General features: G+C 70.1%; 24 protein-coding genes and 1 riboswitch. Of the genes, 13 read left to right on the forward strand and 11 right to left on the reverse strand.

The window, feature by feature from the left end; all coding sequences use genetic code 11:
• Window positions 1-2 precede the first annotated feature (2 nt).
• The 7 genes from nifV (at window position 3) to rpoN (ending at window position 6,696) form a co-directional block, all read left to right on the forward strand.
• On the forward strand, window positions 3-1,208 hold the full coding sequence (gene nifV, locus ACK8CO_RS03045) for a homocitrate synthase (protein WP_414898126.1): 1,206 nt from the start codon (window positions 3-5) through the stop codon (window positions 1,206-1,208).
• Window positions 1,205-1,540, forward strand: coding sequence for a nitrogenase-stabilizing/protective protein NifW (locus ACK8CO_RS03050; RefSeq protein WP_231119256.1), 336 nt, complete (start codon window positions 1,205-1,207; stop codon window positions 1,538-1,540). Before nifV ends, ACK8CO_RS03050 begins: the two co-directional genes overlap by 4 nt.
• Window positions 1,537-2,469: an electron transfer flavoprotein subunit beta/FixA family protein gene (locus tag ACK8CO_RS03055; protein WP_080615852.1), complete on the forward strand. Its 933-nt coding sequence runs from the start codon at window positions 1,537-1,539 to the stop codon at window positions 2,467-2,469. Before ACK8CO_RS03050 ends, ACK8CO_RS03055 begins: the two co-directional genes overlap by 4 nt.
• A 12-nt stretch (window positions 2,470-2,481) precedes the next feature.
• Window positions 2,482-3,573, forward strand: coding sequence for an electron transfer flavoprotein subunit alpha/FixB family protein (locus tag ACK8CO_RS03060; RefSeq protein WP_080615851.1), 1,092 nt, complete (start codon window positions 2,482-2,484; stop codon window positions 3,571-3,573).
• Window positions 3,574-3,585: 12 nt separating this feature from the next.
• On the forward strand, window positions 3,586-4,896 hold the full coding sequence (locus tag ACK8CO_RS03065; RefSeq protein WP_080615850.1) for an FAD-dependent oxidoreductase: 1,311 nt from the start codon (window positions 3,586-3,588) through the stop codon (window positions 4,894-4,896).
• Window positions 4,893-5,204 carry a ferredoxin family protein gene (locus tag ACK8CO_RS03070; protein ID WP_080615849.1) on the forward strand — a complete coding sequence of 104 codons (312 nt, stop codon included), beginning with the start codon at window positions 4,893-4,895 and terminating at the stop codon, window positions 5,202-5,204. The genes ACK8CO_RS03065 and ACK8CO_RS03070 overlap by 4 nt, the downstream gene beginning before the upstream one ends.
• Before the next feature lie 184 nt (window positions 5,205-5,388).
• Window positions 5,389-6,696, forward strand: a complete 1,308-nt coding sequence (gene rpoN / locus ACK8CO_RS03075) for an RNA polymerase factor sigma-54 (RefSeq protein ID WP_414898127.1) — start codon at window positions 5,389-5,391, stop codon at window positions 6,694-6,696.
• Between the two features lie 9 nt (window positions 6,697-6,705).
• Here rpoN and ACK8CO_RS03080 read toward each other — a convergent pair whose 3' ends face one another.
• The 3 genes from ACK8CO_RS03080 to ACK8CO_RS03090 all read right to left on the reverse strand — a co-directional run bounded on the left by ACK8CO_RS03080 (window position 6,706) and on the right by ACK8CO_RS03090 (window position 10,621).
• A complete protein-coding gene (locus ACK8CO_RS03080; protein WP_414898128.1) occupies window positions 6,706-7,476 on the reverse strand; it encodes an HpcH/HpaI aldolase family protein in 771 nt (256 codons plus the stop codon).
• Between the two features lie 89 nt (window positions 7,477-7,565).
• Window positions 7,566-8,867 (reverse strand): HlyD family type I secretion periplasmic adaptor subunit, encoded by a 1,302-nt coding sequence (locus tag ACK8CO_RS03085; RefSeq protein ID WP_414898129.1) that lies wholly within the window; start codon window positions 8,865-8,867, stop codon window positions 7,566-7,568.
• On the reverse strand, window positions 8,864-10,621 hold the full coding sequence (locus ACK8CO_RS03090) for a type I secretion system permease/ATPase (protein ID WP_414898130.1): 1,758 nt from the start codon (window positions 10,619-10,621) through the stop codon (window positions 8,864-8,866). Before ACK8CO_RS03090 ends, ACK8CO_RS03085 begins: the two co-directional genes overlap by 4 nt.
• Before the next feature lie 268 nt (window positions 10,622-10,889).
• Here ACK8CO_RS03090 and ACK8CO_RS03095 point away from each other — a divergent pair, with 268 nt between their 5' ends.
• From ACK8CO_RS03095 to ACK8CO_RS03120, 6 genes are all read left to right on the forward strand, one after another.
• The gene (locus tag ACK8CO_RS03095) at window positions 10,890-11,771 is read left to right on the forward strand and encodes a LysR family transcriptional regulator (RefSeq protein ID WP_414898131.1); all 882 of its coding nucleotides are present in this window, start codon (window positions 10,890-10,892) and stop codon (window positions 11,769-11,771) included.
• Between the two features lie 87 nt (window positions 11,772-11,858).
• Window positions 11,859-12,323: a formate dehydrogenase subunit gamma gene (locus ACK8CO_RS03100; RefSeq protein ID WP_080615843.1), complete on the forward strand. Its 465-nt coding sequence runs from the start codon at window positions 11,859-11,861 to the stop codon at window positions 12,321-12,323.
• A complete protein-coding gene (locus ACK8CO_RS03105; RefSeq protein WP_080615842.1) occupies window positions 12,320-13,834 on the forward strand; it encodes an NADH-ubiquinone oxidoreductase-F iron-sulfur binding region domain-containing protein in 1,515 nt (504 codons plus the stop codon). The genes ACK8CO_RS03100 and ACK8CO_RS03105 overlap by 4 nt, the downstream gene beginning before the upstream one ends.
• A 451-nt stretch (window positions 13,835-14,285) precedes the next feature.
• Window positions 14,286-17,156, forward strand: coding sequence for a formate dehydrogenase subunit alpha (gene fdhF, locus ACK8CO_RS03110; RefSeq protein WP_414898132.1), 2,871 nt, complete (start codon window positions 14,286-14,288; stop codon window positions 17,154-17,156).
• 6 nt (window positions 17,157-17,162) lie between these two features.
• The gene (gene fdhD / locus ACK8CO_RS03115; RefSeq protein WP_414898133.1) at window positions 17,163-17,981 is read left to right on the forward strand and encodes a formate dehydrogenase accessory sulfurtransferase FdhD; all 819 of its coding nucleotides are present in this window, start codon (window positions 17,163-17,165) and stop codon (window positions 17,979-17,981) included.
• Window positions 17,971-18,192, forward strand: coding sequence for a formate dehydrogenase subunit delta (locus ACK8CO_RS03120; RefSeq protein WP_080615839.1), 222 nt, complete (start codon window positions 17,971-17,973; stop codon window positions 18,190-18,192). The genes fdhD and ACK8CO_RS03120 overlap by 11 nt, the downstream gene beginning before the upstream one ends.
• Window positions 18,193-18,415: 223 nt before the next feature.
• Here ACK8CO_RS03120 and ACK8CO_RS03125 read toward each other — a convergent pair whose 3' ends face one another.
• The 8 genes from ACK8CO_RS03125 to ACK8CO_RS03160 all read right to left on the reverse strand — a co-directional run bounded on the left by ACK8CO_RS03125 (window position 18,416) and on the right by ACK8CO_RS03160 (window position 25,661).
• Entirely contained in the window at window positions 18,416-19,249 is an 834-nt protein-coding gene (locus ACK8CO_RS03125; protein WP_414898134.1) for a TonB family protein, read from the reverse strand.
• Entirely contained in the window at window positions 19,246-19,632 is a 387-nt protein-coding gene (locus tag ACK8CO_RS03130) for an ExbD/TolR family protein (RefSeq protein WP_414898135.1), read from the reverse strand. The genes ACK8CO_RS03125 and ACK8CO_RS03130 overlap by 4 nt, the downstream gene beginning before the upstream one ends.
• Window positions 19,633-19,636: 4 nt before the next feature.
• Window positions 19,637-20,020: an ExbD/TolR family protein gene (locus ACK8CO_RS03135; protein ID WP_414898136.1), complete on the reverse strand. Its 384-nt coding sequence runs from the start codon at window positions 20,018-20,020 to the stop codon at window positions 19,637-19,639.
• Complete coding sequence (locus tag ACK8CO_RS03140; protein WP_414898137.1) at window positions 20,020-20,643, reverse strand: MotA/TolQ/ExbB proton channel family protein; 624 nt, start codon at window positions 20,641-20,643, stop codon at window positions 20,020-20,022. The genes ACK8CO_RS03135 and ACK8CO_RS03140 overlap by 1 nt, the downstream gene beginning before the upstream one ends.
• Before the next feature lie 34 nt (window positions 20,644-20,677).
• The gene (locus ACK8CO_RS03145; protein ID WP_414898138.1) at window positions 20,678-21,436 is read right to left on the reverse strand and encodes an ABC transporter ATP-binding protein; all 759 of its coding nucleotides are present in this window, start codon (window positions 21,434-21,436) and stop codon (window positions 20,678-20,680) included.
• Window positions 21,433-22,425 carry a FecCD family ABC transporter permease gene (locus tag ACK8CO_RS03150; protein ID WP_414898139.1) on the reverse strand — a complete coding sequence of 331 codons (993 nt, stop codon included), beginning with the start codon at window positions 22,423-22,425 and terminating at the stop codon, window positions 21,433-21,435. Before ACK8CO_RS03150 ends, ACK8CO_RS03145 begins: the two co-directional genes overlap by 4 nt.
• 169 nt (window positions 22,426-22,594) lie before the next feature.
• Window positions 22,595-22,796, reverse strand: a riboswitch (cobalamin riboswitch).
• A 37-nt stretch (window positions 22,797-22,833) separates the two neighbouring features.
• Window positions 22,834-23,223, reverse strand: coding sequence for a Cu(I)-responsive transcriptional regulator (gene cueR / locus ACK8CO_RS03155; protein ID WP_414898140.1), 390 nt, complete (start codon window positions 23,221-23,223; stop codon window positions 22,834-22,836).
• On the reverse strand, window positions 23,220-25,661 hold the full coding sequence (locus ACK8CO_RS03160; RefSeq protein ID WP_414898141.1) for a heavy metal translocating P-type ATPase: 2,442 nt from the start codon (window positions 25,659-25,661) through the stop codon (window positions 23,220-23,222). Before ACK8CO_RS03160 ends, cueR begins: the two co-directional genes overlap by 4 nt.
• Between the last annotated feature and the right edge of the window lie 66 nt (window positions 25,662-25,727).

A 25,727-nucleotide genomic window follows, 5' to 3' on the forward strand; every position in this document is an offset into this window, starting at 1 on the left:
CCATGACTGCCCCCTATGTCTTCGAGAACTTCACCCCTGCCCCGCCTCCGGCGCAGATATGCGACACCACGCTTCGGGATGGTGAGCAGGCCGCTGGCGTGGCCTTCTCGGCCGCCGAGAAGATCGGGATCGCGGTCGCGCTCGACCAGGCGGGTGTGGCCGAGATCGAGCTTGGCGTGCCCGCCATGGGCATGGCCGAGGTCGCGGCGATCCGCGAGGCGGGCGCGCATCTGACCCGCGCCCGGGGCGTTGCCTGGTGCCGGTTGCGCGACAGCGATCTGGAGCTGGCGGCGATGACCGCGCTGTCGCGCCTCCACCTGACCGTACCTGCCTCGGACCGCCAGCTGGCGGGCAAGCTCGGGCGCGACCGCGACTGGGCGCTGAAAGAGGTCTCGCGGCTGGTCCGGTTGGCCGCGCGGGCGGGATTTGAGGTCTCGGTGGGCGCCGAGGATGCCTCGCGCGCCGATATCGGCTTTCTTGCCCAGCTGGCCGAGGTCGCGGCCGAGGCGGGCGCGATCCGGTTGCGGCTGGCTGACACGCTGGGGCTGATGGACCCGTTCGCGGCCCATACGCTGGTCTCGATCCTGGCGCCGGGGCCGTTGCCGCTGGAATTTCACGCCCATGACGATCTGGGGCTCGCCACCGCCAACACGCTCGCGGCCCATCGCGGCGGCGCGACCCATCTGTCGGTCACCGTCAACGGGCTGGGCGAACGGGCGGGCAATGCCGCGCTGGAACAGGTCGTGGCGGCCCTGGCCGTGCAGGGAAGGCCGACCGGGGTCGCGCTCGACCGGCTTTGCGCCCTGTCGCAGACCGTCGCCCGGGCCTCGAACCGGCCGCTCTCGCCGACCCGGCCCATCGTCGGGGCCAATGTCTTCAGCCATGAAAGCGGCATCCATGTCGACGGGCTTCTGAAAGATCCCGGTACCTACGAGGCCCAGGCCCTCAGCCCGGCCCGCTTCGGCCGCAGCCGCGAGATCGTGCTGGGCAAGCATTCGGGGCTCGCGGCCGTGACCCGGGCGCTGTCCGCCGCGGGGCTGCCCTCGGACGAGGCCTCGGCCCGCGCGGTGCTGCCGCTTCTGCGCGACTGGGCCGACCGCGAGAAGCGCACCGCCACCGCGGCCGATCTGATCCTTCTCACCGCCCGGGCCGAGGCGCTTGCGCGCCATCCCGGACCGACCGAACCCCAAGAACGGAGCCTGACATGACACGCCCCGCGTCCCGGCCGAGCATGCTCGACCAGCTCTATGCCCTGTCCTCGGCCGAAGATCTCTTCGCCTTTCTGGACCTGCCCTTCGATCCGGCGGTGCTCAACCGGGCGCGTCTGCATGTGATGAAACGGATGGGCCAGTACCTGGCCGAAACCGATCTGAGCCAGCTCGATGACGCGGCCGTGCGCGCCGCCGCCCGGCAAGCGCTGCGAAAGGCCCATGCCGATTTCGAGAATTCCACCCCGCGCGCCCAGAAGGCGCTGAAGATCTACACGCAACCGCGCGGCAATGTCGTGCCGATGGAGGGGCTCCGGCTGTCTGTCAAATGAGCGAGAAACTCACCGAACCCGACTTCCCCGCCGCCGAGGCCATCGACGCGCCCGAACAGCCCGTCGAGGCCAGGAAGGGGCTCAAGATCGTCGTCTGCATCAAGCAGGTGCCGGACTCGGCCCAGATCCGGGTCCATCCGGTGACCAACACCATCATGCGCCAGGGCGTGCCGACGATCATCAACCCCTATGACCTCTTCGCGCTCGAAGAGGCGATGCGGCTTCGGGACGATTACGGCGGCACGGTCACCGTCCTGACCATGGGCCCGCCCATGGCCGAGGACGCGCTGCGCCGCGCGCTGGGGCTGGGCGCCGACAAGGCGGTGCTGATCACCGACCGCCGCTTTGCCGGCTCGGACACGCTGGCCACGTCCTTCGCGCTGAGCTCGGCGCTGGACAAGTTGGCCGAGGACGGGCCGATCGACATCGTCTTCACCGGCAAGCAGACCATCGATGGCGACACCGCGCAGGTCGGCCCCGGCATCGCCCGGCGGATGGGGCTGAACCAGCTGACCTATGTCTCGGCCATCGACTCGCTGGAAACCGAGGCGGCCACGATCACGGTCCGTCGCCGCTCCGAGGGCGGGGTGCAGGTGCTGCAGTCGAAGCTGCCCTGCCTGATCACCATGCTCGAGGACACCAACCAGCTGCGCCGGGGCAGCCTGCAGGACATGCTGCGCGCCGCCCGCGCGCCGCTGACGGTCTGGTCGGCCGAGGATGCCGGCATCGAGGACCCGATGAAATGCGGGCTGCGCGGCTCGCCCACCGTGGTCCGGCGCGTCTTCGCGCCCCAGCCCCGCGCCGAGAAGGCCGAGATGGTCGCCGTCGAAGGCAAGGCGCCCGCCCAGATCGGCGATGCGATCCTCGACGTCCTGTTCGCGAAAAGCCCGAAACTCGAGGCGGAGCTTTCCGCCAAGACCCCTGCATAAGGAGACAGCGTGATGGCACAAGCGCCGCAAACCCCTGCCGGCAGCCGCGCTGCGATGCAGATGCAGCTGGCCGAGAAATACAAGGATTACAAACACGTCTGGGTCTTCGTCGAGATCGAGCGCGGCAAGGTCCACCCGGTCTCATGGGAGCTGATGGGCGAGGGCCGCAAGCTTGCGGACGATCTGGGCGTCGATCTCTGCGGCGTTGTTCTGGGCGCGCGCGACGAGGGCACCAAGCAGGCGATCCGGCAGGCCTATCACCACGGCGCCGATGTCTGCTACATCTGCGAGGACCCGCTGCTCGCCGATTACCGCAACGAGCCCTTCACCCTCGCGATGACGGATCTGGTCAACAAGTACCAGCCCGAGATCCTTCTGCTGGGCGCGACGCCCCTTGGCCGCGATCTGGCCGGCTCGGTCGCGACCACGCTGCAGACCGGTCTGACGGCGGACGCGACCGAGCTGAAGATCGCCGATGACAAGTCGCTGGCCGCAACCCGGCCGACCTTCGGCGGCACGCTCCTGTGCACCATCCACACGCTGAACCACCGCCCGCAGATGGCGACGGTGCGGCCGCGGGTGATGGCGATGCCCGAACCCGATACCTCGCGCTCGGGGCGGATGGTCTGGCACTCGCTCCGGATGAAGGAGGACGACATCGTCACCAAGGTGCTCGAATTCGTCTCGGACTCGCAGGTCGAGAAGGCCAACCTCGCCTATGCCGATATCGTGGTCGCCGGGGGCATGGGGCTGCAACAGCCGCAGAACCTGGCGCTGGTGCAGCGACTGGCCGAGGTGCTGGGCGCCGAATGGGGCGTCTCGCGGCCGCTGGTGCAGAAGGGCTGGGCGCCTGCCGAACGCCAGATCGGCCAGACCGGCAACACCATCCGGCCCAAGCTTTACATCGCCGCCGGGATCTCGGGCGCGATCCAGCACCGGGTGGGCGTCGAGGGGGCGGATCTGATCATCGCGATCAACACCGATCCCGAGGCCAAGATCTTCGATTTCGCCCATCTGGGCGTTGTGGCCGACGCGCTGAGCGTGTTGCCGGCGCTCACCGATGCCTTCGCCCGCCGGCTCTCGGCGCGTGCGATGGCCAGCTGAGAGGACTGACCGATGCCTGCTGAACATTTCGATGCCATCGTCGTCGGGGCCGGTCCGTCCGGCAACGCGGCCGCCTACACCATGGGCAAGGCGGGAATGAACGTGCTGCAGATCGACCGGGGCGAATATCCCGGCTCGAAGAACGTGCAGGGCGCGATCCTCTATGCCGACGCGCTGGAACGCATCATCCCCGATTTCCGCGAGACGGCGCCCTTGGAACGCCATGTGGTGGAACAGCGGTTCTGGATGCTGTCGGAGAACTCCCATACCGGCACCCATCACCGCTCGGACACCTTCAACGAGGAAAAGCCGAACCGCTACACCATCCTGCGCGCACAGTTCGACAAGTGGTTTTCCAAGCAGGTGCGCGATGCGGGCGTGACGCTGATCACCGAGACCACGGTGACCGAGCTGGTGAAGAACGAGGCCGGCAAGGTGATCGGCGTGCTGACCGACCGCGAGGGCGGCCCGGTCTATGCCGATGTGGTGGTGCTGGGCGAGGGCGTGAACGGGCTTGTCGGCCAGCGCTCGGGCCTGCGCCCCGAGCTGAAGCCCCAGCATGTGGCGCTGGCGGTCAAGGAAACCCATTTCCTGCCCGAGGAGACCATCCGCGAACGCTTCAACCTCGCCGACGAGGACGAGGGCGTGGTGATCGAGGTGCTGGGCTCGGTCTCGTCGGGCATGGTCGGCACCGGCTTCCTTTACACAAACAAGGAATCGATCTCGATCGGCGTCGGCTGTCTGGTCGCCGATTTCGCCCGCGAGAAGATCCCGCCCTACGAGCTGCTCGACCGGTTCAAGAGCCATCCCTCGGTCAGGCCGCTGCTGAAGGGGGCCGAGATGAAGGAATATGTCGCCCACCTGATCCCCGAGGGCGGCTATGACGCGATCCCGCGTCTGACCGGCGATGGCTGGCTGATCGTGGGCGATGCGGGCCAGTTCCTGAACGCGGTCCACCGCGAGGGCTCGAACCTCGCCATGACCTCGGGTCGTCTTGCGGGCGAAAGCCTCGCTGCGCTCAAGGCCCGGGGGTTGCCCGCCAGCGAGGAGAACCTAAAGCTCTACCGCGACGCGCTCGAGCAGAGCTTCGTGATCAAGGACCTGAAGAAATACCGCAAGATCCCCGGGCTGCTCGAGAAGAACCGGCAGCTCTTCACCACCTACCCCGCGATCCTCAACCGGTCGATGAACGCCTTCCTGCGGGTCGACGGGCGCGACAAGCGGGCCAAGGAAGCCGAGATCCTCAAGGGTCTCAAGACATCCCGCGGCAACTGGCTGAATGTTGCCTTTGACATGCTCAAAGTGGCGAGGGCCTGGAGATGACGGACAAGATGAACGGCACCAAATCCCCCCGCATGGAAGAGCGGCTTTACCAGAACCGCTACCAGGTGGACGAGGGCCGCCCCCATGTGAGGATCAACCACCAGCCCGGCGGCGACAGCGAAGAGCTGAAGGCGCTGACGAAGATCTGCCCGGCCGGCTGCTATTCGATCAACGAGCAGGGCCAGGTCGAGGTCGCAGCCGACGGTTGCATGGAATGCGGCACCTGCCGGATCGTGTGTCAAGCCACGGGCGAGCTGGAATGGTCTTATCCCAGAGGTGGTTACGGGGTTCTCTTCAAGTTCGGCTGAGCCACCGGACCGCAGCCTGCGACAGGCCCGGACCAGATGCCCGCGCCCGGTCGCGACAGGACCCTCCGCCAGCCGGACAACCGGATTTTGCGGCAGGGCCCGATGCAGGATCCTGACGAAAGGTCCTGCCGGAATGCTGCGCTATGAGTGTGGAACAGGGCCGTTTCCGTGCTAGGGTTGTGCCATGGAGATGATGGTTTCCCAGCGCCAGACCCAGGGTCTGGCTATGACCGCGAAGATGCAGGCCGCCCTCCGGATCCTGCAGATGACGGCGGTCGACCTCTCGGCCTATCTGGCCGAGGAGGCGCTGGAGAATCCCTGTCTCGAAGTGTCGGTGCCGCAGGTGCTGCGCGCGGTGCCGACCGGCGTTGCGGGCAGCGGCGCGGCCTCGGGATTCGATGCGGTCGCCGCGCTGGCCTCTGACAAGCCCAGCCTTTACGACCATGTCCTGCGCCAGATCGCGCTGGCCTTCCCCGATCCGCGTCTGGCCCGCGTGGCCGAGACCTTCGCCGAGGCGCTGGAACCCACAGGCTGGCTCGGCAGCCCGCCCGAGGCCATCGCCGCCGCGGCTCGGGTGCCGGTCAGCGTGGCCGAGGCGGTGCTGGCGCGACTGCAGCAATTCGAACCGGCCGGGCTGTTCGCCCGCGGGCTGGCCGAATGTCTCAGGCTGCAGGCCGAGGACAAGGACATGCTGACCTGGGAGCTGTCGGTCATCCTCGACAATCTCGACATGGTCGCCGAGGGCCGGATCGACGCGCTGGCCGAGCTGTGCGACGGCACGCCCCAGGACGTGCGCAACGCGCTGCGCGCGATCCGCGGGTTCGATCCCAAGCCGGGGCTCGCCTTCGCCGCGACCGAGCCCCCGATCCAGCCGCCCGATCTGAGGGTGATCCGCAAGGAAGGCACCTGGGCGGTCGAGCTGAACCGCTCGACCCTGCCCGCGATCAAGATCACCGAAGCCCCCGAGACCGGGCGCGACGCCGCCGCGCGGAGCTTTGCCCTTCGTGCCCGCGCGCGGGCGCAATGGCTGGTCCGGGCGGTCGAGCGGCGACAGTCCACGCTGCTGGCGGCTGCGGTCTGCCTGGTGCGGCGGCAAGGCGACTATCTCGACCGCGGCCCGCGCCATCTGCATCCGCTCGGCACCGAGGACGTGGCCGAGGAGCTGGGCCTGCATGCCTCGACCATCAGCCGCGCGGTGCAGCACCGGATGATCGAGACACCGCGCGGCACGGTGCCGCTGCGCAGCTTCTTCAGCCGCGCCTTCACCCCCGGATCGGGCGAGGACGGGCCGTCGCAGGATGCGCTGATCGCTCTGGTGGGCGATATCGTGGCGAAGGAGAACCCGGCCCGGCCGCTTTCGGATGCGGCGATCGCGGCCGAGGCCAAGGCGGCGGGATTTGCCCTCGCCCGCCGCACCGTCGCCAAGTATCGCGACGTGCTGGGCATCCCGTCTTCCTACGACCGCCGCCAGATCGCCCGCATCAGCGCCTGAGCGCTCTGTTCAGCCGCCTGCGAAGGTCTCGATTAGCGCCGTCATCCCGCGCTGCAATGTGACCATGTCGACCCCGACCGCGGTGAAGCCGGTCCCGAGCGCGATGCAATGCCGCGCGAAATCGGGATCGAGCGCCAGGATGCCGGCGGGCACCCCCACCGCCTTCAGCCGCCCGATGGCGCCTTCGATGGCCGCGACCACGGCGGGATGCCCGGGCTGGCCCGGATAGCCCATGCTGGCCGACAGATCGGCCGGGCCGATGAAGATGCCGTCGACGCCCTCGACGGTCGCGATCTCCTCCAGCCGCTCGAGCGCGGCCACGGTCTCGATCTGCAGGATCAGGCACAGCTCGTCCTCGGCGCGGCGGGCGTAATCGGTCACCAGCCCGTAGCGGCAGGCCCGCGTCATCCCCGCCATCCCGCGCAGCCCGCGCGGCGGATAGCGCATCGCCTGCACCGCCGCCTCGGCCTCGTCGCGCGACTGCACATAGGGCAGCATCAGCGTCTGCGCCCCCTGATCGAGATGGCGCTTGATAAGCACCCAGTCATTGATCGCCGGGCGCACCACCGCCGAAGCCCCCGGATAGCCCGCCACCGCCTGCAGCGTGGGCAGCGCATCGGTCACCTCCATCGGCCCGTGTTCGCCGTCGATCACGATCCAGTCGAAGCCGCAGGCGGCCAGGCATTCGGTGACCGTCGGATGCAGGATCGCGTTCCACACCCCAAGCTGATGACGCCCCTCCCTCAGCCCCGCCTTGAACCTGTTGACCGGATTTTCCATGGGTTTCCTCCCGTTTGCGCATTGCCGGGCGCAGGCTGCGGCGAGCCTCGCCCCGGGTCAAGCCCCACCGGCGGCCGCGCCGGACAGGCTCAGCTTTCGCGGAAGGCGCGCTCGAAATAGACCGCCAGCGGATGCAGAAGGTAAGACAGCGGCGAGCGGTCGCGGGTGCGGATGAAGGATTCGACCGGCATGCCCGGCACCAGCTCGATATCGGGCAGATCGGCCATCTCGCCGATATCGGGCTGGATCACCACCTCGTAAAAGCTTGCCCGCGTCGCCTCGTCAGTCAGCGCGTCGGCCGAGACACGCAGCACGGTGCCCGAGACATTGGGCGTGGTCCGGCTGTCGAAGGTGGTGAATTTCAGCGAGACCGGCTGACCCGGGAACACCTCGTCGATATCGGTGGTCTCGACCCTGGCCGAGACCAGCAGCGCCTGCCCGCCCGGCACGACATACATCATCGGCTCGGCCGCCGTGACCACCGAGCCCACGGTGAACACCGTCGAGCCGAACACCACCCCGTCGACCGGGCTGCGGATATCGAGCCGCGACAGCCGCTCGGCCAGGCTGAGCCGGCGCTCCTGCAACTCGATCTCGGAATATTGAAGATCGCGCAGCGTGGTGATCGCATCCTCGCGGCGGCTTTCCTGCAGCCGGAGCCCGCGCACCGCAAGTTCCGAGATCTTGGCGCGCAGCTCGGCCTCCTGCGAGGTCAGCCGCCCGATATTGCCCTCGAGCCCCGCCTGCTCGCGCTGAAGCGCGAGCACCTGGCTCGCCGGCACGAGGTTCTGGCGATAGAGGGTCATCTTGTCGGCCAGTTCCTGCTCGATCAGCCCCAGCTGCCTTTGCAGCGCCTCCTGCTGGGCGCGGGTGCCCTCGATCTGGTTGTCGATCTGCACGGTCTGCTCGTGCAACTGATCGAGCTCCTGCGCCAGCGCCGCCCTGCGCGCGGCGAACAGCCGGGTCTGGCCGTCGACATGATCGCGGACCCAGGCGGGATCGATATTTCCGAACCTGTCGAGGAGGACGAAATCCGGGCTGTCGAGCCCGTCGCGTTCGGCCATCAGCCGGGCCTTGCGGGCCTGGATCTCCAGCAGCTGCCGTTCGACGATCATCTGCTCCGAGAGCAGGAAGGTGCCGTCGAGCCGGACCAACACCTGCCCGGCCGCGACCCTGTCGCCATCCTTGGCCAGGATCTCGCCGACCACGCCGCCATCGGCATGCTGCACCACCTGGCGTTCGGACTCGACCTTGATCTTGCCCGACGCGACGACGGCGCCCGCGATGCTGGTGGCCACGCTCCAGACCCCGATGCCGCCCACCAGGCAGAGGATGGCGATCATCCCCACTGCCAGCGGCAACCGGGCGCTGTAAGGCGATCCCGCGCTCATCCCCGCGCCTCCCTTTGCGGCACCGGGGCTTTGCGGGCCGCGCCCATCGCACGCTGCACCTCGGGCGCGTTCCGGATCGCGCTTCTGAGAACCTCGTCGCGCGGCCCCAGCGCCTTCTGCCGGCCGCCATCGATCACCATCAGCCGGTCGCAGACCGCGATGGCGGTCGGGCGGTGGGTCATGATCAGAACCGACTTTCCGGCCCGTTTCATGTCGGTCACGACCGCGTTCAGCGCCTCGGAGCCGTCGGCATCGAGCGCGGAATTGGGCTCGTCGAGCACCAGCAGCACCGGGTCGTGATAAAGCGCACGCGCCAGCGCCAGCCGCTGCCGCTGACCGCCCGACAACAGCCCGCTGCCCTCGACCAGCAGGGTGTCATAGCCCTGCGGCAGCTTCAGGATGATGTCATGCACCCGCGCCAGCCTGGCCGCCTGCACCACCCGCGCCGGATCGGGGTTCAGTTCCATATGGGCGATATTCTCGGCCACGGTGCCGTCGAAGAAGCGCACCTCCTGCGGCAGACAGCCCATCACCCGGCCCAGCCGCTCGGGCCCGTATTGCTCGAGCGTGGCGCCATCGAGCCGGACCTCGCCGGTCGTGGGGGCAAGCAGGCCCTGGATGATCCGGGCCAGCGTGGTCTTGCCGACGCCGCTTTTGCCGATCACGCCCAGCGCCTCGCCCGGTGCGATCTCGAAGCTGATGCCCTGCAGCACCGGCGGCGCGCCCGGCGCGGCGGCGCGCAGGCCGATATTGCTCACCGTAAGATGCGCGACCGGGTCGGGCAGGTCGGTCGGCCGGATCCTCTCGGGCACCGATTGCAGGAACTCGGTCAGCGCGCGCCAGCCGCTGCGGGCGCGCTGGATCAGCGCCCACTGGCCCAGCACCTGCTCGATGGGCGCAAGCGCCCGGCCCAGCAGGATCGACGAGGCGATCATCGCGCCCGGCGTCACCGCATGCTGCAGCACGAGATAGGCCCCGAGCGCCAGAAGCGCCGATTGCAGGAAGAAGCGGAAGGCGCGCGAGAAGCTGGCGAGGCTGCCGCTGCGATCGCTGGCCGACATGCCATCGGCATTGGCCTCCTCCTGCATCCGCGCCCAGCGCTCGGACATCACCGGGGCCATGCCCTGCGACCAGATCAGCCCGCCGCCCTCCTCGGCCTGCCGCGCCAGCCGCGCCGCGCGCGAGGATTTCACCTGCGAGCGTTCCAGCGCGCCACCGGTCAGCCAGCGGTTGACGAGCGTGGCCAGGATCAGCACCGCGCCGCCGCCGATGGCGGCGAGCCCCAGCCAGGGGTGAAACAGGAAGATCGCCGCCAGGAAGACCGGCGTCCAGGGCATGTCGAACAGCGCCAGCAGCACCGGCGCCGCGAAGAGATTGCGGATCGCGTCGAGATCGCCGATGGCGGTGGCGCCCGGCCCCTGCCCGCCGCGCAGGGCCGCGCGCTCGACCATCGCCGCGAAGACCCGCCGCGACAGCGCCGCCTGCAGCCGTGCGCCGATCCGCGCCATGACCCGGCCGCGGGCATAATCGAGCAGCCAGTAGAACAGATAGAGCGCCGCGACCAGGATGAAGAGCGCGACCAGCGTCTCTTCCGAGCGCGAGCCCAGTACCCGGTCATAGACCTGCAGCATGAAGATCGGGCCGGTCAGCATCAGGAGGTTGGTGAAGATGCTGAAGACCAGCACCGCCAGAAGCAGGCCCCGGCTTTGCGCCCGGCCAAGCGTCAGCTCCTTCCTCGGGCTGCGCCGGCTCATCGCGGCCCCCTCCGGCAATCGGCCCGGAAACGGGGCTGGCAGTCTCGGCAGACGGCAAGCAGGCGCGGCCTCATCTGGCATCCTTTCGGTTCGGCCCCGGTCTCGGAAGGGCTGCGAGGCGCAGTCAAAGCGGCTTCCGGATCACTTTTCAAGCGCGCGCATGGTGGACGGCACATCACATCTTCTCGGCCCATATGCGCGTTGCGATACCGTTAAGGTGCTTTTCGCCAGGCGCGGCCCGGTGCAGTCTGTCGCGAGGAGGGGACCGATGATCGACAAGCTCGAGATGTTCATTGCGCTCGCGCGCGAGCGCCATTTCGGTCGTGCGGCCGAGGCCTGCGGGGTGACCCAGCCCACACTTTCGGCGGCAATAAAGCAGTTGGAGGAACAACTTGACGTACTTCTCGTCTGGCGCGGCTCGCGCTTCGGCGGGCTGACCCCCGAAGGCGCAAGGGTGCTGGAACGCGCCCGGGTGATCGTCGCCGACACGCGCGCGCTGCGCGAGGAGATGCGCGCGGTCAAACGCGGGCTGTCGGGCGATCTGAGGCTTGCCGCGGTGCCGACCGCTCTGGCAGCGCTCACCGCGCTGACCGCCCCCCTGACGTTGCGTCACCCTAATTTGCGAATCACCATCTTCTCGCGGAATTCGGCGGAAATCGTCCAGATGCTGGACGATCTCCAGGTCGATGCGGGGCTGACCTATCTCGAAAACGAGCCGCTCGGCCGGATCGCGACGGTGCCGCTTTATACCGAGCATTACTCGCTGGTGATGCGCGCAGATCACCCGCTGGCCGGGCGCCGGGCGGTGCCCTGGGCCGAGGCCGCGGCCGAACCGCTCTGCCTGCTGACCCGGGACATGCAGAACCGCCGGATCGTCGACCGCCATATGGCCGAGGCGGGCGCGGTGGCCACGGCCCGGCTCGAGTCGAACTCGCTTCTGGCGCTGGTCGCCCATGTCCAGAGCTCGGGCTGGGTCACGATCCTGCCACAGAGAACCGCCCGGCCCTTTCTCGGCGCCGGATCGCTGGTCGCGGTGCCGCTGACCGAGCCCGAGGCCGGGCATGTGCTCGGGCTGATCGCGCCCCATCGCGAACCGATGACCCCGGTGCTCGACGCGCTGATGGAGGCCGCGCGGCAGGTGAAGTTTTAATAGAATATTTCTATCACCCGACGAATCCCGGCCATTGATCACGCGCGGGCCGAGACGGCACACTATGGCATGCAAAGGGAGGACTGCATGACCACCGACATCATCGCGCGATGCCGCGGCATCGCCGCGGCCCATGCGCATCTCGACGGCCCGCTGCTCCCCGTGCTGCATGCGGTGCAGGCCAGTATCGGCCATGTGCCCGTCGCGGCCTATCCGGCCCTGGCCGAGGAACTGGGGCTCAGCACGGCCGAGATCCATGGCGTGGTCAGCTTCTACCCCGATTTCCGGACCGGGCCCGGCGGGCGCCGGGTGCTGCGCCTCTGCCGGGCCGAGGCCTGTCAGGCGATGGGCGCGGCGGCGCTGGGCGAGGATCTGAAGGCGCGTCTGGGGGTCGAGTGGCACGGCACCACCGAGGATGGCGCGGTGACGCTGGAACCCGCCTATTGCCTCGGGCTCTGCGCCTGCGCGCCCGCGGCGCTGGTCGATGACCGCCCGGTGGGCCGGGTCACCGCCGACCGGCTGGAACGCCTCGCGCGGGAGGGATCGGCATGAGCCTCACGCTCTATCTGCCGCTCGACGCGGCCGCCCTGGCGCTGGGCGCCGACGAGGTCGCCGCTGCCCTGCAGGCCGAGGCCCGGGCGCGCGGGCTCGATCTGGTGCTGAAACGCACCGGAACCCGCGGCATGGTCTGGCTGGAGCCGCTGCTGGAAATCGAGGAAGACGGCGTGCGCATGGGCTTCGGCCCGCTCGGGCCAGCCGATGTGCCCGCGCTTTTCGACGGCGCCTTCGAGGATCACCCAAAGGCGCTTGGCCCGGTCGAACAGATCCCCTTCTTCGCCCGCCAGACGCGCCTCGCCTTCGCCCGCTGCGGCATTGTCGAGCCTCTGGATCTTGACGCCTATCGCGCCCATGGCGGGATGAAGGGGCTGGAACGGGCGATGACGATGACGCCCGAAGAGATCGTGGCCGAGATCACCGCCTCGGGCCTGCGCGGCCGGGGCGGCGCGGGCTTTCCCACCGGCATCAAGTGGCAGACCGTGCTCGAGGCCGAGGGCGCGCGCAAGGCCGTGGTCTGCAATGCCGACGAGGGCGACAGCGGCACCTTTGCCGACCGGATGCTGATCGAGGGCGATCCGTTCTGCCTGATCGAGGGCATGGCGATCTGTGCCCGCGCGGTCGGTGCCGACCGGGGCTATGTCTACATGCGCTCGGAATATCCTCAGGCGATCGCGATGCTCGATGCCTCGCTGCGCGTCGCGCGCGAGGCGGGCATTCTGGGCGATCACTTCGACATCGAGGATCGGGTCGGCGCCGGGTCCTATGTCTGCGGCGAGGAAACCGCGCTTCTGAATTCGATGGAGGGCAAGCGCGGCATCGTGCGCCCCAAGCCACCCTTGCCCGCACATAAGGGCTTCATGGGGCGGCCGACCGTCGTCAACAACCTGATCACGCTCGCGTCGGTCCCGGCGATCCTGTCGGAAGGGGCCGAGCATTACCGCTCGCTCGGGCTGGGCCGCTCGCTTGGCACCGTGCCGCTGCAGATCGCGGGCAATGTCAGATATGGCGGGCTCTTCGAGGCGGCCTTCGGCATGACCATCGGCGAACTCGTCGAGGGTGTGTGCGGCGGCACCGCCTCGGGCCGTCCGGTGAAGGCGGTGCAGATCGGCGGGCCGCTCGGCGCCTATTTCCCCCGGTCTCTTTTCGACACGCCGCTGGGCTATGAGGAATGCGACGCGGCGGGCGGGCTGATCGGCCATGCCGGGCTCGTGGTCTTCGACGATACGGTCGAGATGGGCGCGATGGCCCGCTTTGCCATGGAGTTCTGCGCGGTCGAGAGCTGCGGCACCTGCACCCCCTGCCGGATCGGCGCGGTCCGGGGCATGGAGACCATCGACCGCATCCTCGCGGGCGATCCGGCTGCGCCTGAGATCCTCGCCGATCTGTGCGAGACGATGCGCGCGGGCTCGCTTTGCGCGCTGGGGGGCTTCACCCCCTACCCGGTCGAAAGCGCGCTGCGGCATTTCCCCGAGGATTTCGCCCCCGCGCGGGAGGCGGCGGAATGAGAACGCCGGCAACGCATGAGCGGCTGCCAGGAGCTCACCGCACGGAAGCGGCAGACAGGAGGCGGGTTTCGTCGCGAGTCCTGCCACAACGGCACCCCTCTCGCACCTCACGACCTGCCAAGACGCGATCTCGCCTGCACCAAGCGCAAAACGCCATTAGTTCGCCATTCTGGTCACGCACCGCCCAACCCTCTGGCCCGGGCAGCCATCCCGGGCCGCGCCCGTCCGGGGCTCCGCCCGTTCGCCAGCGAAACGCGCCACTGGCGCGTTTCCGGGACGCTATCTCACCCCTCCCCAAGCGAGGGCGCATTGCAACGTTTCAAGCAGGAGAACGCGTGGCAGCAGGCCGCAGTATGAACCGCGCCGCCACACCCTCGGGAAACGCCCTCCCGGGATCGGGCGCGGCCCTTTTCGCGTCACTTGACCAATCCGCCAGCCCGGAGGCCAGCAGATGAAAGACTTCATCCTTCCCGATGCCGATTTCGGCACCCCCGCCCGCCGCTCCGGCAAGACCGTGACGCTCACCGTCGACGGCATGGAGGTGACCGTGCCCGAGGGCAGCTCGGTCATGCGCGCCGCCGCCGAAGCCGGGATCGAGATCCCGAAGCTCTGCGCCACCGACAGCCTCGAGCCCATCGGCTCCTGCCGGCTCTGCATGGTCGAGATCGAGGGTCGCCGCGGCACGCCCGCCTCCTGCACCACGCCTGCCACCCAAGGCATGGAGGTCCGGACCCAGACGCCCAAGCTTGCGAAACTCCGGCGCGGGGTGATGGAGCTTTACATCTCGGATCACCCGCTCGACTGCCTGACCTGTGCGGCCAATGGCGATTGCCAGTTGCAGGACATGGCGGGCGCGGTGGGCTTGCGCGAGGTGCGCTACGGCCCCGGCGCCAACCATTTCGAGACCCGGCAGAATGGCGAGGCGAACCCGCGCTTCGAGGCCAAGGATACCTCGAACCCCTATTTCACCTATGATCCGTCGAAATGCATCGCCTGCTTCCGCTGCGTGCGGGCCTGCGAAGAGGTGCAGGGCACCTTCGCGCTGACCGTCGAGGGGCGCGGCTTCGAGGCGCGGATCGCCTCGGGCACTTCCGATTTCCTGAGTTCCGACTGCGTCAGCTGCGGCGCCTGCGTGCAGGCCTGCCCGACCGCGACCCTGCAGGAAAACGCGGTGATCGAGCACGGCACGCCCGACCGCGCCATCGTCACCACTTGCGCCTATTGCGGTGTCGGCTGTTCCTTCCGGGCCGAGATGAAGGGCGACCGGCTGATCCGCATGGTGCCCTGGAAGGAGGGCAAGGCCAATCGCGGGCACAGCTGCGTCAAGGGCCGCTTCGCCTTCGGCTATGCCGCCCATCCCGACCGCATCCAGAGCCCGATGATCCGCGAGACCGTCGATCAGCCCTGGCGCGAGGTATCGTGGGACGAGGCGCTGACCTTCACCGCGCAAAGGCTGCGCACGATCCAGGCCGAAAGCGGCCCCGGCGCCATCGGCGGCATCACCTCGTCGCGCTGCACCAATGAGGAGACCTTCCTGGTGCAGAAGCTGATCCGGCAGGTCTTCGGCAACAACAATGTCGATACCTGTGCGCGGGTCTGCCATTCGCCCACCGGCTATGGCCTCAAGACCACCTTCGGCACCTCGGCCGGGACGCAGGATTTCGACAGCGTCGAACAAGCCGATGTGGTGCTGGTGATCGGTGCCAACCCGACCGACGGCCACCCGGTCTTCGCCTCGCGACTGAAGAAGCGGCTCCGCCAGGGCGCCAGGCTGATCGTCGCCGATCCGCGCCGGATCGACCTGGTCAGGAGCCCCCATGTGCAGGCCGCCCACCATCTGGCGCTTCGGCCCGGTACCAATGTGGCACTCCTGACCGCCATGGCCCATGTCATCGTGACCGAGGGCCTGACCGACAGGGCCTTCATCGCCGAACGCTGCGACACCGAGGCGTTCGCCGACTGGGCCGCCTTCGTCTCGGAAGACCGCGTCAGCCCCGAGGAGACCGAGGCTCTGACGGGCGTCCCGGCCATCGAGGTCCGGCAGGCCGCGAGGCTTTACGCCACCGGCGGCAATGCCGCGATCTATTACGGGCTGGGGGTGACCGAACACAGCCAGGGCTCGACCACCGTCATGGCGATCGCGAATCTCGCCATGGCGACCGGCAATATCGGGCGGCCGGGCGTCGGCGTGAACCCGCTGCGGGGCCAGAACAACGTGCAAGGCTCCTGCGACATGGGCAGCTTCCCGCATGAGCTGCCGGGCTACCGCCATGTCCATGACGCCGGGACCCGTGCCATCTTCGAGCGGCTCTGGAACGTGACGATCTCGGACGAACCGGGGCTGCGCATCCCCAACATGCTGGACGCGGCCGTCGATGGCAGCTTCCGCGGACTCTACATCCAGGGCGAGGACATCCTGCAATCGGACCCCGACACGAAACACGTGGCCGCCGGGCTGGCGGCGATGGATTGCGTGATCGTGCACGATCTCTTCCTGAACGAGACCGCGAATTATGCCCATGTCTTCCTGCCGGGCTCGAGCTTCCTCGAAAAGGACGGCACCTTCACCAATGCCGAACGGCGGCTGAACCGGGTCCGCCGGGTGATGGCCCCGAAGACGGGGCTGGCCGACTGGGAGGTCACCATGGCGCTCGCCAATGCCATGGGCGCGGGCTGGGGCTATGCCCACCCCTCCGAGATCATGGACGAGATCGCCGCCACCACCCCCAGCTTCGCGGGCGTGAGCTACGATCTGCTCGACCGCGAAGGCTCGGTGCAATGGCCCTGCAACGAGGCCGCCCCCACGGGCACCCCGGTCATGCACGAGGCGGGCTTCGTGCGCGGCAAGGGGCTTTTCGTAATCACCGACTATGTGCCGACCGACGAGCGCACCGGCCCGCGCTTCCCGCTTCTGCTGACGACGGGGCGCATTCTCAGCCAGTACAATGTGGGCGCCCAGACCCGGCGCACCGCCAATACCGCCTGGCATGACGAGGACCGGCTGGAGATCCACCCCCATGACGCCGAGACCCGCGGCATCTCCGAGGGCGACTGGGTGCGCCTCGCCTCGCGCTCGGGCGAGACCTCGCTCAGGGCCACCCTGACCGACCGGGTCAGCCCGGGCGTCGTCTACACCACCTTCCACCACCCCGAGACACAGGCCAATGTGGTGACCTCGGACTATTCCGACTGGGCCACCAACTGCCCCGAATACAAGGTGACGGCGGTGCAGGTGGCGCTGTCGAACGGGCCCTCGGACTGGCAGGAGGATTACGCCGCCCATGCCCGCGCCGCGCGCCGCATCCTGCCTGCGGCGGAATAGGCCCCGATGCGGCCCTGGACAACATCGCAGGTGCAGAGCCTCGGCCCCGACGGGGCCGCGCCCGACATCCGGCGGCTGGCCGAGGAGGTGCCGGTCGCGCTGTGCTATGACGGCACGACCCATGCGGTGATGCTGGCCAGCCCCGCCGATCTCGAGGATTTCGCCCTGGGATTCTCGCTGGGCGAAGGCATCGTCGAGCGCCCCGATCAGATCGCGCGGATCGAGCGTGCAGATCACGACGAGGGGATCGAGCTGCGGATCTGGCTGGCGCCCGGACTGGGCGCGCGTCTGGCCGGGCGGCGGCGCAGCATGGCGGGGCCGGTCGGCTGCGGGCTTTGCGGTGTCGAAAGCCTTGCCGCCGCGAGCCGGCCGCTGCCGGTGCTGCCTCCGGGCGGGTTCTGCCTGACGCCGCCCGAGATCGCCGAAGCGATGACCGCGCTCGGGCTGGGTCAGGAACTGCACGGCGCGACGCGGGCAGCCCATGCGGCGGGGTTCTGGACCCGCGCGGAGGGGCTGGTTGCGCTTTGCGAGGATGTCGGGCGGCACAATGCGCTCGACAAGCTGGTGGGGCGGCTGGCGCGGATGGGGCGCGACGCCTCGGGCGGCGCGATCCTGCTGACCTCGCGGGTCTCGATCGAGCTGGTGCAGAAGGCGGTTTTTGCCCGGGCGCCCGCCCTGATCGCGGTCTCGGCCCCGACCGCCCGCGCCGTCGCCACGGCCGAGGCCGCGGGGCTGACCCTCGTCGCCCGCGCGCGCGGCGCGAATTTCGACATCCACACCCATGCCCGGCGGATCGCTGCGGCGGAGATCCCCCATGACCCCTGACAAGCTTGCCTACATGGCCAACCAGATCGCGACCGCCTTCGCCCGCCTGCCCGATGACGAGGCAGAAGCCGCCATCGCCGCCCATATCGACCAGTTCTGGGATCCGCGCATGCGGGCACGACTGCTGATCCTGGCCGAGACCCCGGGCGCGGGTCTGTCCGACCGGGCCCGGGGCGCGGCCGCGCTGATCCGACGCCCCCAAACCGCCTGAGGGCCGCCCCGGAAAGACCGAAAGACCGGGCTCCAGACCTGCCTGCCCAGCCTGCCCCGGAAAGCAGGCGTCGCGAGGCTTGTCAGTCCCCGCAAAACCGGACCGCCCGGGCAGGCGGATTACCCCGGTCGGGCGGACAAGGCGGCGGGCTTGAGTCACAACACCCGAAACGCCCCCGGCCCTTTGGCGGCGTTCCCTTTGACGGCACTGGCCCGCGGGGGACCTATCCTCGCCACTCGAACCGGAGCGGAAGCGTGAAGCTGTAGCGCGCGGCCTCGAGCCCGTGGGGGGCGGGCGGAAAGCGCCCGGCCCGACGCACCGTCGCCAGCGCCGCCTCGTCGAGCCTCGCATCGCCCGCGCTCCGGACCAGCCGGGCCGACAGAAGCCGTCCGTCGCGCGCCAGGACCAGTTCGACCAGCGCCCGGCCGCTGGCCCGCGTACCGCGCGGATAGCGGTGGCTGCGATCGACCCGCGCCAGGATCCGCGCGCCCCATTCGGCCCGTAGCGACGAGGCCCGGGCGGGCGACAGCGTCGGCGCGCCGCCGGCCGCCCCCGCCCCGGCCTCGGCAGCCTCCGCCCGCCCCCGCGCCACCTGGGCCGCACGGGCCTCGGATGGCGGCGCGGAGCGGGCAGCTTTGCGCAGGAGATCGGGGCGGGCCTCGGGCCGAAGCACCGGCGCCGGGTCCGGCGCGCGCTGGGCCTCGGGTTTCTCGGGGCGCGCGGGCAGGTCGGCCTCGGAGCGCGGTTCGGCAAGCTTCGGCAGGGCCGGACGCGGCGTCGCAGCGCTGAGCGGCTCGGCGCGCGGCACGCTTTCGGGCTCTGGCTCTGGCGCGGGCAGGCCGGCAAGGTCGGTCTCGGGCGCCGGGGCCTCGGTCCAGTCATCGGCAAGCCTGGCATAGGACGCAGGCGCCGCCGCCAGCGTCACCAGCGCGTCGTCCCCCGGGCCGCCCTCGGCCCCGGCAACGCCCCCCTGCGGCGGCCGCGCCAGCGCGAAGGCCCCGACATGAAGCGCGAGGGCCAGCGGCACGAAGGCCAGAAGCTCGCCCGCCCGTTTCATCGCGGCACCGTCACCAGCCGCAGTGGGCCACGCCCCTCGGCCGTCAGCCGCGCGGCAAGACGCGCCAATGCTGCCGCCTCGACCCCGGCATCGGCCCGGATCACCAGCGGCGCGGCACCCTCGGGACGGGCGGCGAGAGCCGCAAAGACCGCCTCGCCCCTAAGATCGCCGAAGGCCAGATCGCCCGCGGCCGACAGATGCAGCATGTCACCCGTGGCGGGCTCGGCCCCGTCCGCCTGCGGCGGTGCGGTCTCGAAGGGGGCGGGCGGCACGAGCCGCGCGCTCATCAGAAAGAAGATCAGCAAAAGAAAGACGACATTGATCATCGGAACGATGCTTTCGCCCTGCCTGTCCTGCCGCTCGTCCTCGCCGAAGTCGAACATCGCCTCACTCCACCATCATGAGCCCCGCGACCCCGGCCCGGCCGAGCGCCTCCATCGCATCGACCAGCCCCTGCAGATCGGCCCCGTCCCGGGCGCGCAGCAGGACCGGATCGCCCGGCACAGGCGTGATCCGCGCCAGTTCGGCTGCGATGGCCTCGGGTGCCATCGCCTGCCCGTTCAGGGACAGCCCGTCGGGGCGCAGCTCAATGAGCCTTGGCGGCCCCTGCCAGTCGGCCGCCCCGCCGCCTTGCGCTGCAAAGATCCCGATCCCTGCCTCGGGGCCGAAGCGGGCGGCGATCATGAAGAAGACGAGCAGCAGGAAGACCACGTCGATCATCGGCGTGAGGCTCGGGCGGCGCGTCCGCCGGGGCGTGTCGAAGCTGAACATCAACCCGCATCCGCTGCCAGGAAAAGCCGGGTCGCGAGGTCCTCCATGTCGGCGCGGGCGCTGTCGGCAACGGATTCGAACCAGCTGAGCGAGACCGCCGCCGGGATCGCCACCGCCATGCCGGCCGCCGTGGTCAGAAGGGCCTCCCAGATACCACCCGCCAGATCGGCCGGGTCGGCTGCGGCCCCCGCCGATTGCAGCGCCTGAAAGGCGTCGATCATGCCCAGAACGGTTCCCAGAAGCCCCAGAAGCGGCGCGATCACCGCGATCAGTTCCAGCGCCCGCAGCCCCGCGCGAAGCTCGGCCAGCAGCCGCCGGGCGACGCGGGTCGTCTCTTCGCGGGCCTTGGCCTCGGGCAGGCCCAGCGACAGCGCCCCGATGGCCGCGCGAACCAGCCGCGCCCGCAGCCCGACCCGGCCCGAGACCGCCGCCACCGCCGCCTCGCGCGCGCCCTCCTGCCAGAGCGCGACCGAGCGTTCGGCCCGGGCGCCCGCGAAGGCACCCATCCGTGCGAGGCCCCAGAGCTTCCAGAGGATCAGACTGAGCGTTGCGACCGACAAGGCCGCGATGGCCCACATCGCCGCGCCGCCGGTGTGAAGGAAGGACAGGATCGGCTCGATCATGCGGCGGGCTCCTCGGTCAGGCAGGAATTGGGGGTCATCGCACCACCTCCAGCGGCTGGAAGACCGGGCCGTCGGGGGTCTCGGCCAGATAGGCGCGCAGCCCGAAGACCTCGGCCAGATTGGCCTCGCTCAGCACCGCGCGCGGCGGACCGTCGGCCACCAGACGGCCCCGATGCATCAGCAGGAGCCGGGTGCAGAACCGGACCGCCAGCCCCAGATCGTGCAGCGAGACCATCACCAGGCGGCCTTCGGCGGCGAGCCCCGCAAACAGCTCCATGGTGGTGAACTGATGCGCGGGGTCGAGCCCGGCGATGGGTTCGTCGGCCATCAGGACCGGCGCCTCCTGCGCCAGCGCCCGGGCGATCAGCACCCGCGCCTGCTCGCCCCCCGACAGCTCGGTCGCGCGGCGCGTGGCGAACCCGGCAAGCCCGAGCCTGTCCATCGCGGCAGAAATGGCGGCACGGTCGCGCGGGCCAGGGCCCTGGCCCGGCCCCAGATGCGGCGTGCGGCCGAGCCCGACCAGGGTCTCGACGCTGACCGGCCAGGCGATCTCGCGCATCTGCGGCAGCCAGGCGGCGATGCGGGCACGCTCGGAGGCGGCAAGGCGGGCAAGGCTCGATCCGCCCTTGTGCGGCACGAGGCCGAGGGCTGCGCGCATCAAGGTGGTCTTGCCCGCGCCATTGGGGCCGACAAGGCCCACGCATTCGCCGGGGGACAGCCGCGCGGTGACATCGTCGACCACCGGGCAGGCGCCGCGCAGGACGCTCAGATGCGTGAGGTTGAGGCCGGTCATGCGCCTGCCTCCGCCCGGGTGCGGAAGATCAGCCGGATGAACAGCGGCGCCCCGATCAGCGCGGTGACGACACCCAGCTTGAGATCGCGGTCGGGCAGCACCAGACGCACGCCGATATCGGCGGCAAGCAGCAAGGCCGCGCCGCCCAGCGCCGAGGCCGGCAACAGGCGCCCGGGCCGGGCGCCGACCAGCGGGCGCAGAAGATGCGGCACGATCAGCCCGACAAAGCCGATGGCCCCCGCGACCGCCACCCCGGCCCCGACCGAGGCCGCGACGCCAAGCACAAGCGCGAGGCGCAGCCGCCCGAGCCGGATGCCCAGCGCCGCCGCCGCATCCTCGCCCAGCGTCAGCGCGTCGAGCCCGCGGCCGAGCCCGGCCAGCATCAGCCAGCCCAGAAGCGTCAGCGGCAGCGCCAGCCAGACATGGGTGAAGGAGCGATCGGCGAGCGAGCCCATCAGCCAGAACACGATATCGGCCGTGGCATAGGGGTTGGGCGAGAGGTTCAGCACCAGTTGCGTCAGTGCCCCCGCCAGCGCCGAGAGCGCGATGCCCGCGAGGATCAGCGTGAAGGCGCCGCCGCGCGGCCCGGCCAGAAGCAGCAGAAGCGAGACGGCGATCAGCGCGCCGGTCAGCGCCGAGGCCGGCAGCGCCAGCACATGCGCCGAGGCGAGCCCCGTTTGCAGCGCCAGCACCGCGCCCAGCGCGGCACTCGACGAGACGCCGATCAGACCGGGCTCGGCCAGCGGGTTGCGCATGTAGCCCTGAAGGGCCGCACCCGAGAGCCCGAGGCTCGCGCCCACCAGCACGGCAAGGATCGCGCGTGGCAGCCGGATCTCGCGCATGACCAGCACCGCCGCCTCGCCGCGCCCGGCCAGCAGCGCCGAGAGGCTGTCGCCGACCGACAGCCCGGCCGGACCGATCAGCAGCGACAGCCCGAAAAGCGCCGCCACCAGCAGCGCAAGCGCCCAGAAAAGCCCCTGCCCCCTCATGCGCGCGCTCCGTCCTGGTCGGCCGGTCTTGTCTCCGGATCGTCCATCGCCCTGCCCTTCCCTGCCCTTGCGGGCGGTCCGGGGTGCGGCGGGATCGGGCCAGCTCCCCGGACGGTGATCTGTCTCACCGCTGCGGGCTGGCCGCTCCGGGGCGCGCCCCGCGCCCGGAAAGGGTGATCGTCGCTCCGGCAGGTCTCCTGGCTTGCGGGTCCTTGCTTGGCTGGCCTTCCCGGGCCCTGGCCCAGTGGCATCTGTCAGCCGCGCTCTCCGCCTACAGTTGCGGGGGCAGCCGCGGAGTTGCCCCTGAGAGGGCGCACCGCGTTCCCTTTTATCCGGCCTTCCCGGCCGGAACCGAAGTCGCTCCTGCCTAGCCCATCGGCGCGCATTGTCAAAGCCCTTTGAGCGGGCTCAGCCCTCGCCCGCCAGCCCCTTCAGGATCGGACAATCGGGACGCTGATCGCCCGCACAGGCCGAGACCAGCTCGGCCAAGGTGGCGCGCATCGCCTGCAACTCGGCGATCTTGGCCTCGATCTGCGCCAGATGGACGCGGGCGATCTGCTTCACATTGGCGCTGGCGCGCTCCTTGTCGGTGTAAAGCGCCAGAAGCGCCCGGCATTCCTCGATCGAGAAGCCGAGCGACCGGGCCCGGCCCAGAAAGGTCAGGTTGTGCCGGTCGGTTTCCGAGAAATGCCGGTAGCCATTGTCGCCCCGGGCCGGACGGATCAGACCGATCTCCTCGTAATAGCGGATGGTCTTGGCCGGCAGCCCGGTGGCCTTCGAGATGTCGCCGATATTCATGACCCGGCCTCCAGCGGGCCGAGCCCGCGCAGCCGAAGCGCGTTCGACAGCACGAAGAGGCTCGAGCAGGCCATCGCGCCCGCGGCCAGCATCGGCGACAGGAGAAGGCCGTTCAGCGGATAGAGCACGCCTGCCGCCACCGGGATCAGCGCGACGTTATAGGCGAAGGCCCAGAACAGGTTCTGGCGGATATTGGCCAGAGTCCGGCGGCTGACATGGAGCGCATTGACCACGCCCTGCGGATCGCCCGACATCAGCACCACGTCGCCCGCCTCGATGGCGACATCGGTGCCGGTGCCGATGGCAAGCCCCACATCGGCCGCGGCCAGTGCGGGCGCGTCATTCAGCCCGTCGCCGACGAAGGCGACCGGGCCCTCGGCGCGAAGCCCCTCCAGCGCCTCGACCTTGCCGCCGGGCAGAACGCCCGCCACGACACGGTCGATGCCAAGCTCGGCCGCGACGGCGCGCGCGGTCGGCTCGGTATCGCCGGTGATCAGCGCGGTCGCGACACCCATCCGGTGGAGCCCCGCGATCGCCGCGCGCGCCGAGGGCTTGATCGGGTCGGCCAGCGCCAGCACGCCCGCCGCCCCTCCGTCGATGGCCACGAAAACGGGCGTCGCCCCCGTGGCGGCCAGCGTCGCGGCCTCGGCCTCGAGGGGCCCGAGCGCGATGCCCTCGCGCGCCATCAGCCGTTCGGCGCCCACCAGGACGTCACGGCCGCCGATCCGTCCCCGGACGCCGAAACCGGGCAACGCCTCGACCCCTTCGGCCTCGGGATGATCTGGCGCGGCGGCCAGGATGGCCCGGGCAAGCGGATGTTCCGAGCGGGCCTCGAGCGCGGCGGCAGCGGCCAGGACATCGTCCCTTTCAAAGCCGTCGGCCAGCCGGATCCCGGTCAATTCGGGATGGCCCTCGGTCAGGGTGCCGGTCTTGTCGAAGGCGACCGTCGCGACGCCCGACAGGCTTTGCAGCGCATCGCCCTTGCGGAAGAGAACCCCCATTTCGGCGGCGCGGCCCGTGCCCACCATCACCGAGGTCGGCGTGGCCAGCCCCATTGCGCAGGGACAGGCGACGATCAGCACCGAGACGCCCGCGACCAGCGCAAGCCCCAGCGCCGGGTCGGGACCGACAATCAGCCAGAGCGCCACGGTCAGCGCGGCAACGACGAGGACGGCGGGAACGAAGATGCCGGTGATCCGGTCGGCCAGCGCCTGCACCGGCAACTTGGCGCCCTGCGCCGTCTCGACCATCGCCACTATCTGGGCCAGCGCGGTATCGCGGCCGACCCGGGTGGCGCGGAATCTCAGCGCGGAGGCGCCATTGACGGTGCCGCCCGTGACTGCGTCGCCGGGCGCCTTGTCGACCGGCATCGGCTCGCCGGTCAGCATCGATTCGTCGACCGGGCCCTGGCCCTCGACGATCTCGCCATCGGTCGGGATGCGCTCGCCGGGCCGGATCTCGATCAGATCGCCGGGCGCGAGTTGCTCGACGGGCCGTTCCTCGAGGCCATTTTCGGTCACCACCCGGGCGCTGCGCGGCTGCAGGCCCAGAAGATGCCGGATCGCCTCGCCGGTGCGGCCGCGGGCGCGGGCCTCGAGGCTGCGGCCGATCAGGATCAGGGTGACGATGACCGCGGCGGCCTCGAAATAGATATGCGCCGTGCCTTCGGGCAGCAGGCCGGGGGCGAAGGTTGCAAGGGTCGAATAGGCCCAGGCGGCGGCGGTGCCGAGCGCGACCAGAGCATTCATGTCGGGCGCGCCCTTCAGCAGGAGCGGCACGCCCTTGACGAAGAAGGCGCGGCCGGGACCGGCGAGGATCGCGGTGGTCAGCAGGAAGGAGACGATGCGCAGACCGGTCTCGGAGACGATCCCGGCGAGCGCCTCGCGGGCACCGGGCGCCACATGTCCGCCCATTTCCAGCAGCACGACCGGCAGCGCCAGAAGTCCCGCGGTCCAGGCCCGGCGGGCAAGCCCACGGGCCTCGGCGGCCTGGGCTGCGCCGGGCTCGGGCCGGTCCTCGGCACCCAGCGGGCGGGACGGATAGCCGACCTCGGTCACCGCTCGGGCGAGCGCGGCGGCGTCGTCCAGCCCTTCGGCGACGGTGACGCGGGCCTCACCGCTCGCAAGGTTCATCGCCGCCCCGAGCACACCGGGCTGGGCCATGAGCGTCCGCTCGATCCGGCCGGTGCAGGAGGCACAGGTGGCACCCTCGACCGCCAGCGCGATCTCGGTCTGGCCCACGCCGAAGCCCACGCCCTCGACGGCCCCGATCAGCGGCGCGACCGGGCCCGAATGCTCGATCTCGGCCGAGCCGGTGGCAAGATTGACCCGGGCGGCACCGACATCGGGCAGCTCGGTCAGGGCGCGCTCGACCCGACGCACGCAGCCCGCGCAATGCAGCCCTTCGAGTTTCAGTCTGGTTGTGGTCATTGCGGTCATGGCAGCCTCCTTCACGGCGAACGCCTTACCGAGATAGGACTTCCAGTCGCTGGAAGGTCAACCCCC

It is taken from the genome of Rhodovulum sp. HP10, from assembly GCF_047553435.1.
Taxonomy (GTDB): domain Bacteria; phylum Pseudomonadota; class Alphaproteobacteria; order Rhodobacterales; family Rhodobacteraceae; genus Rhodovulum.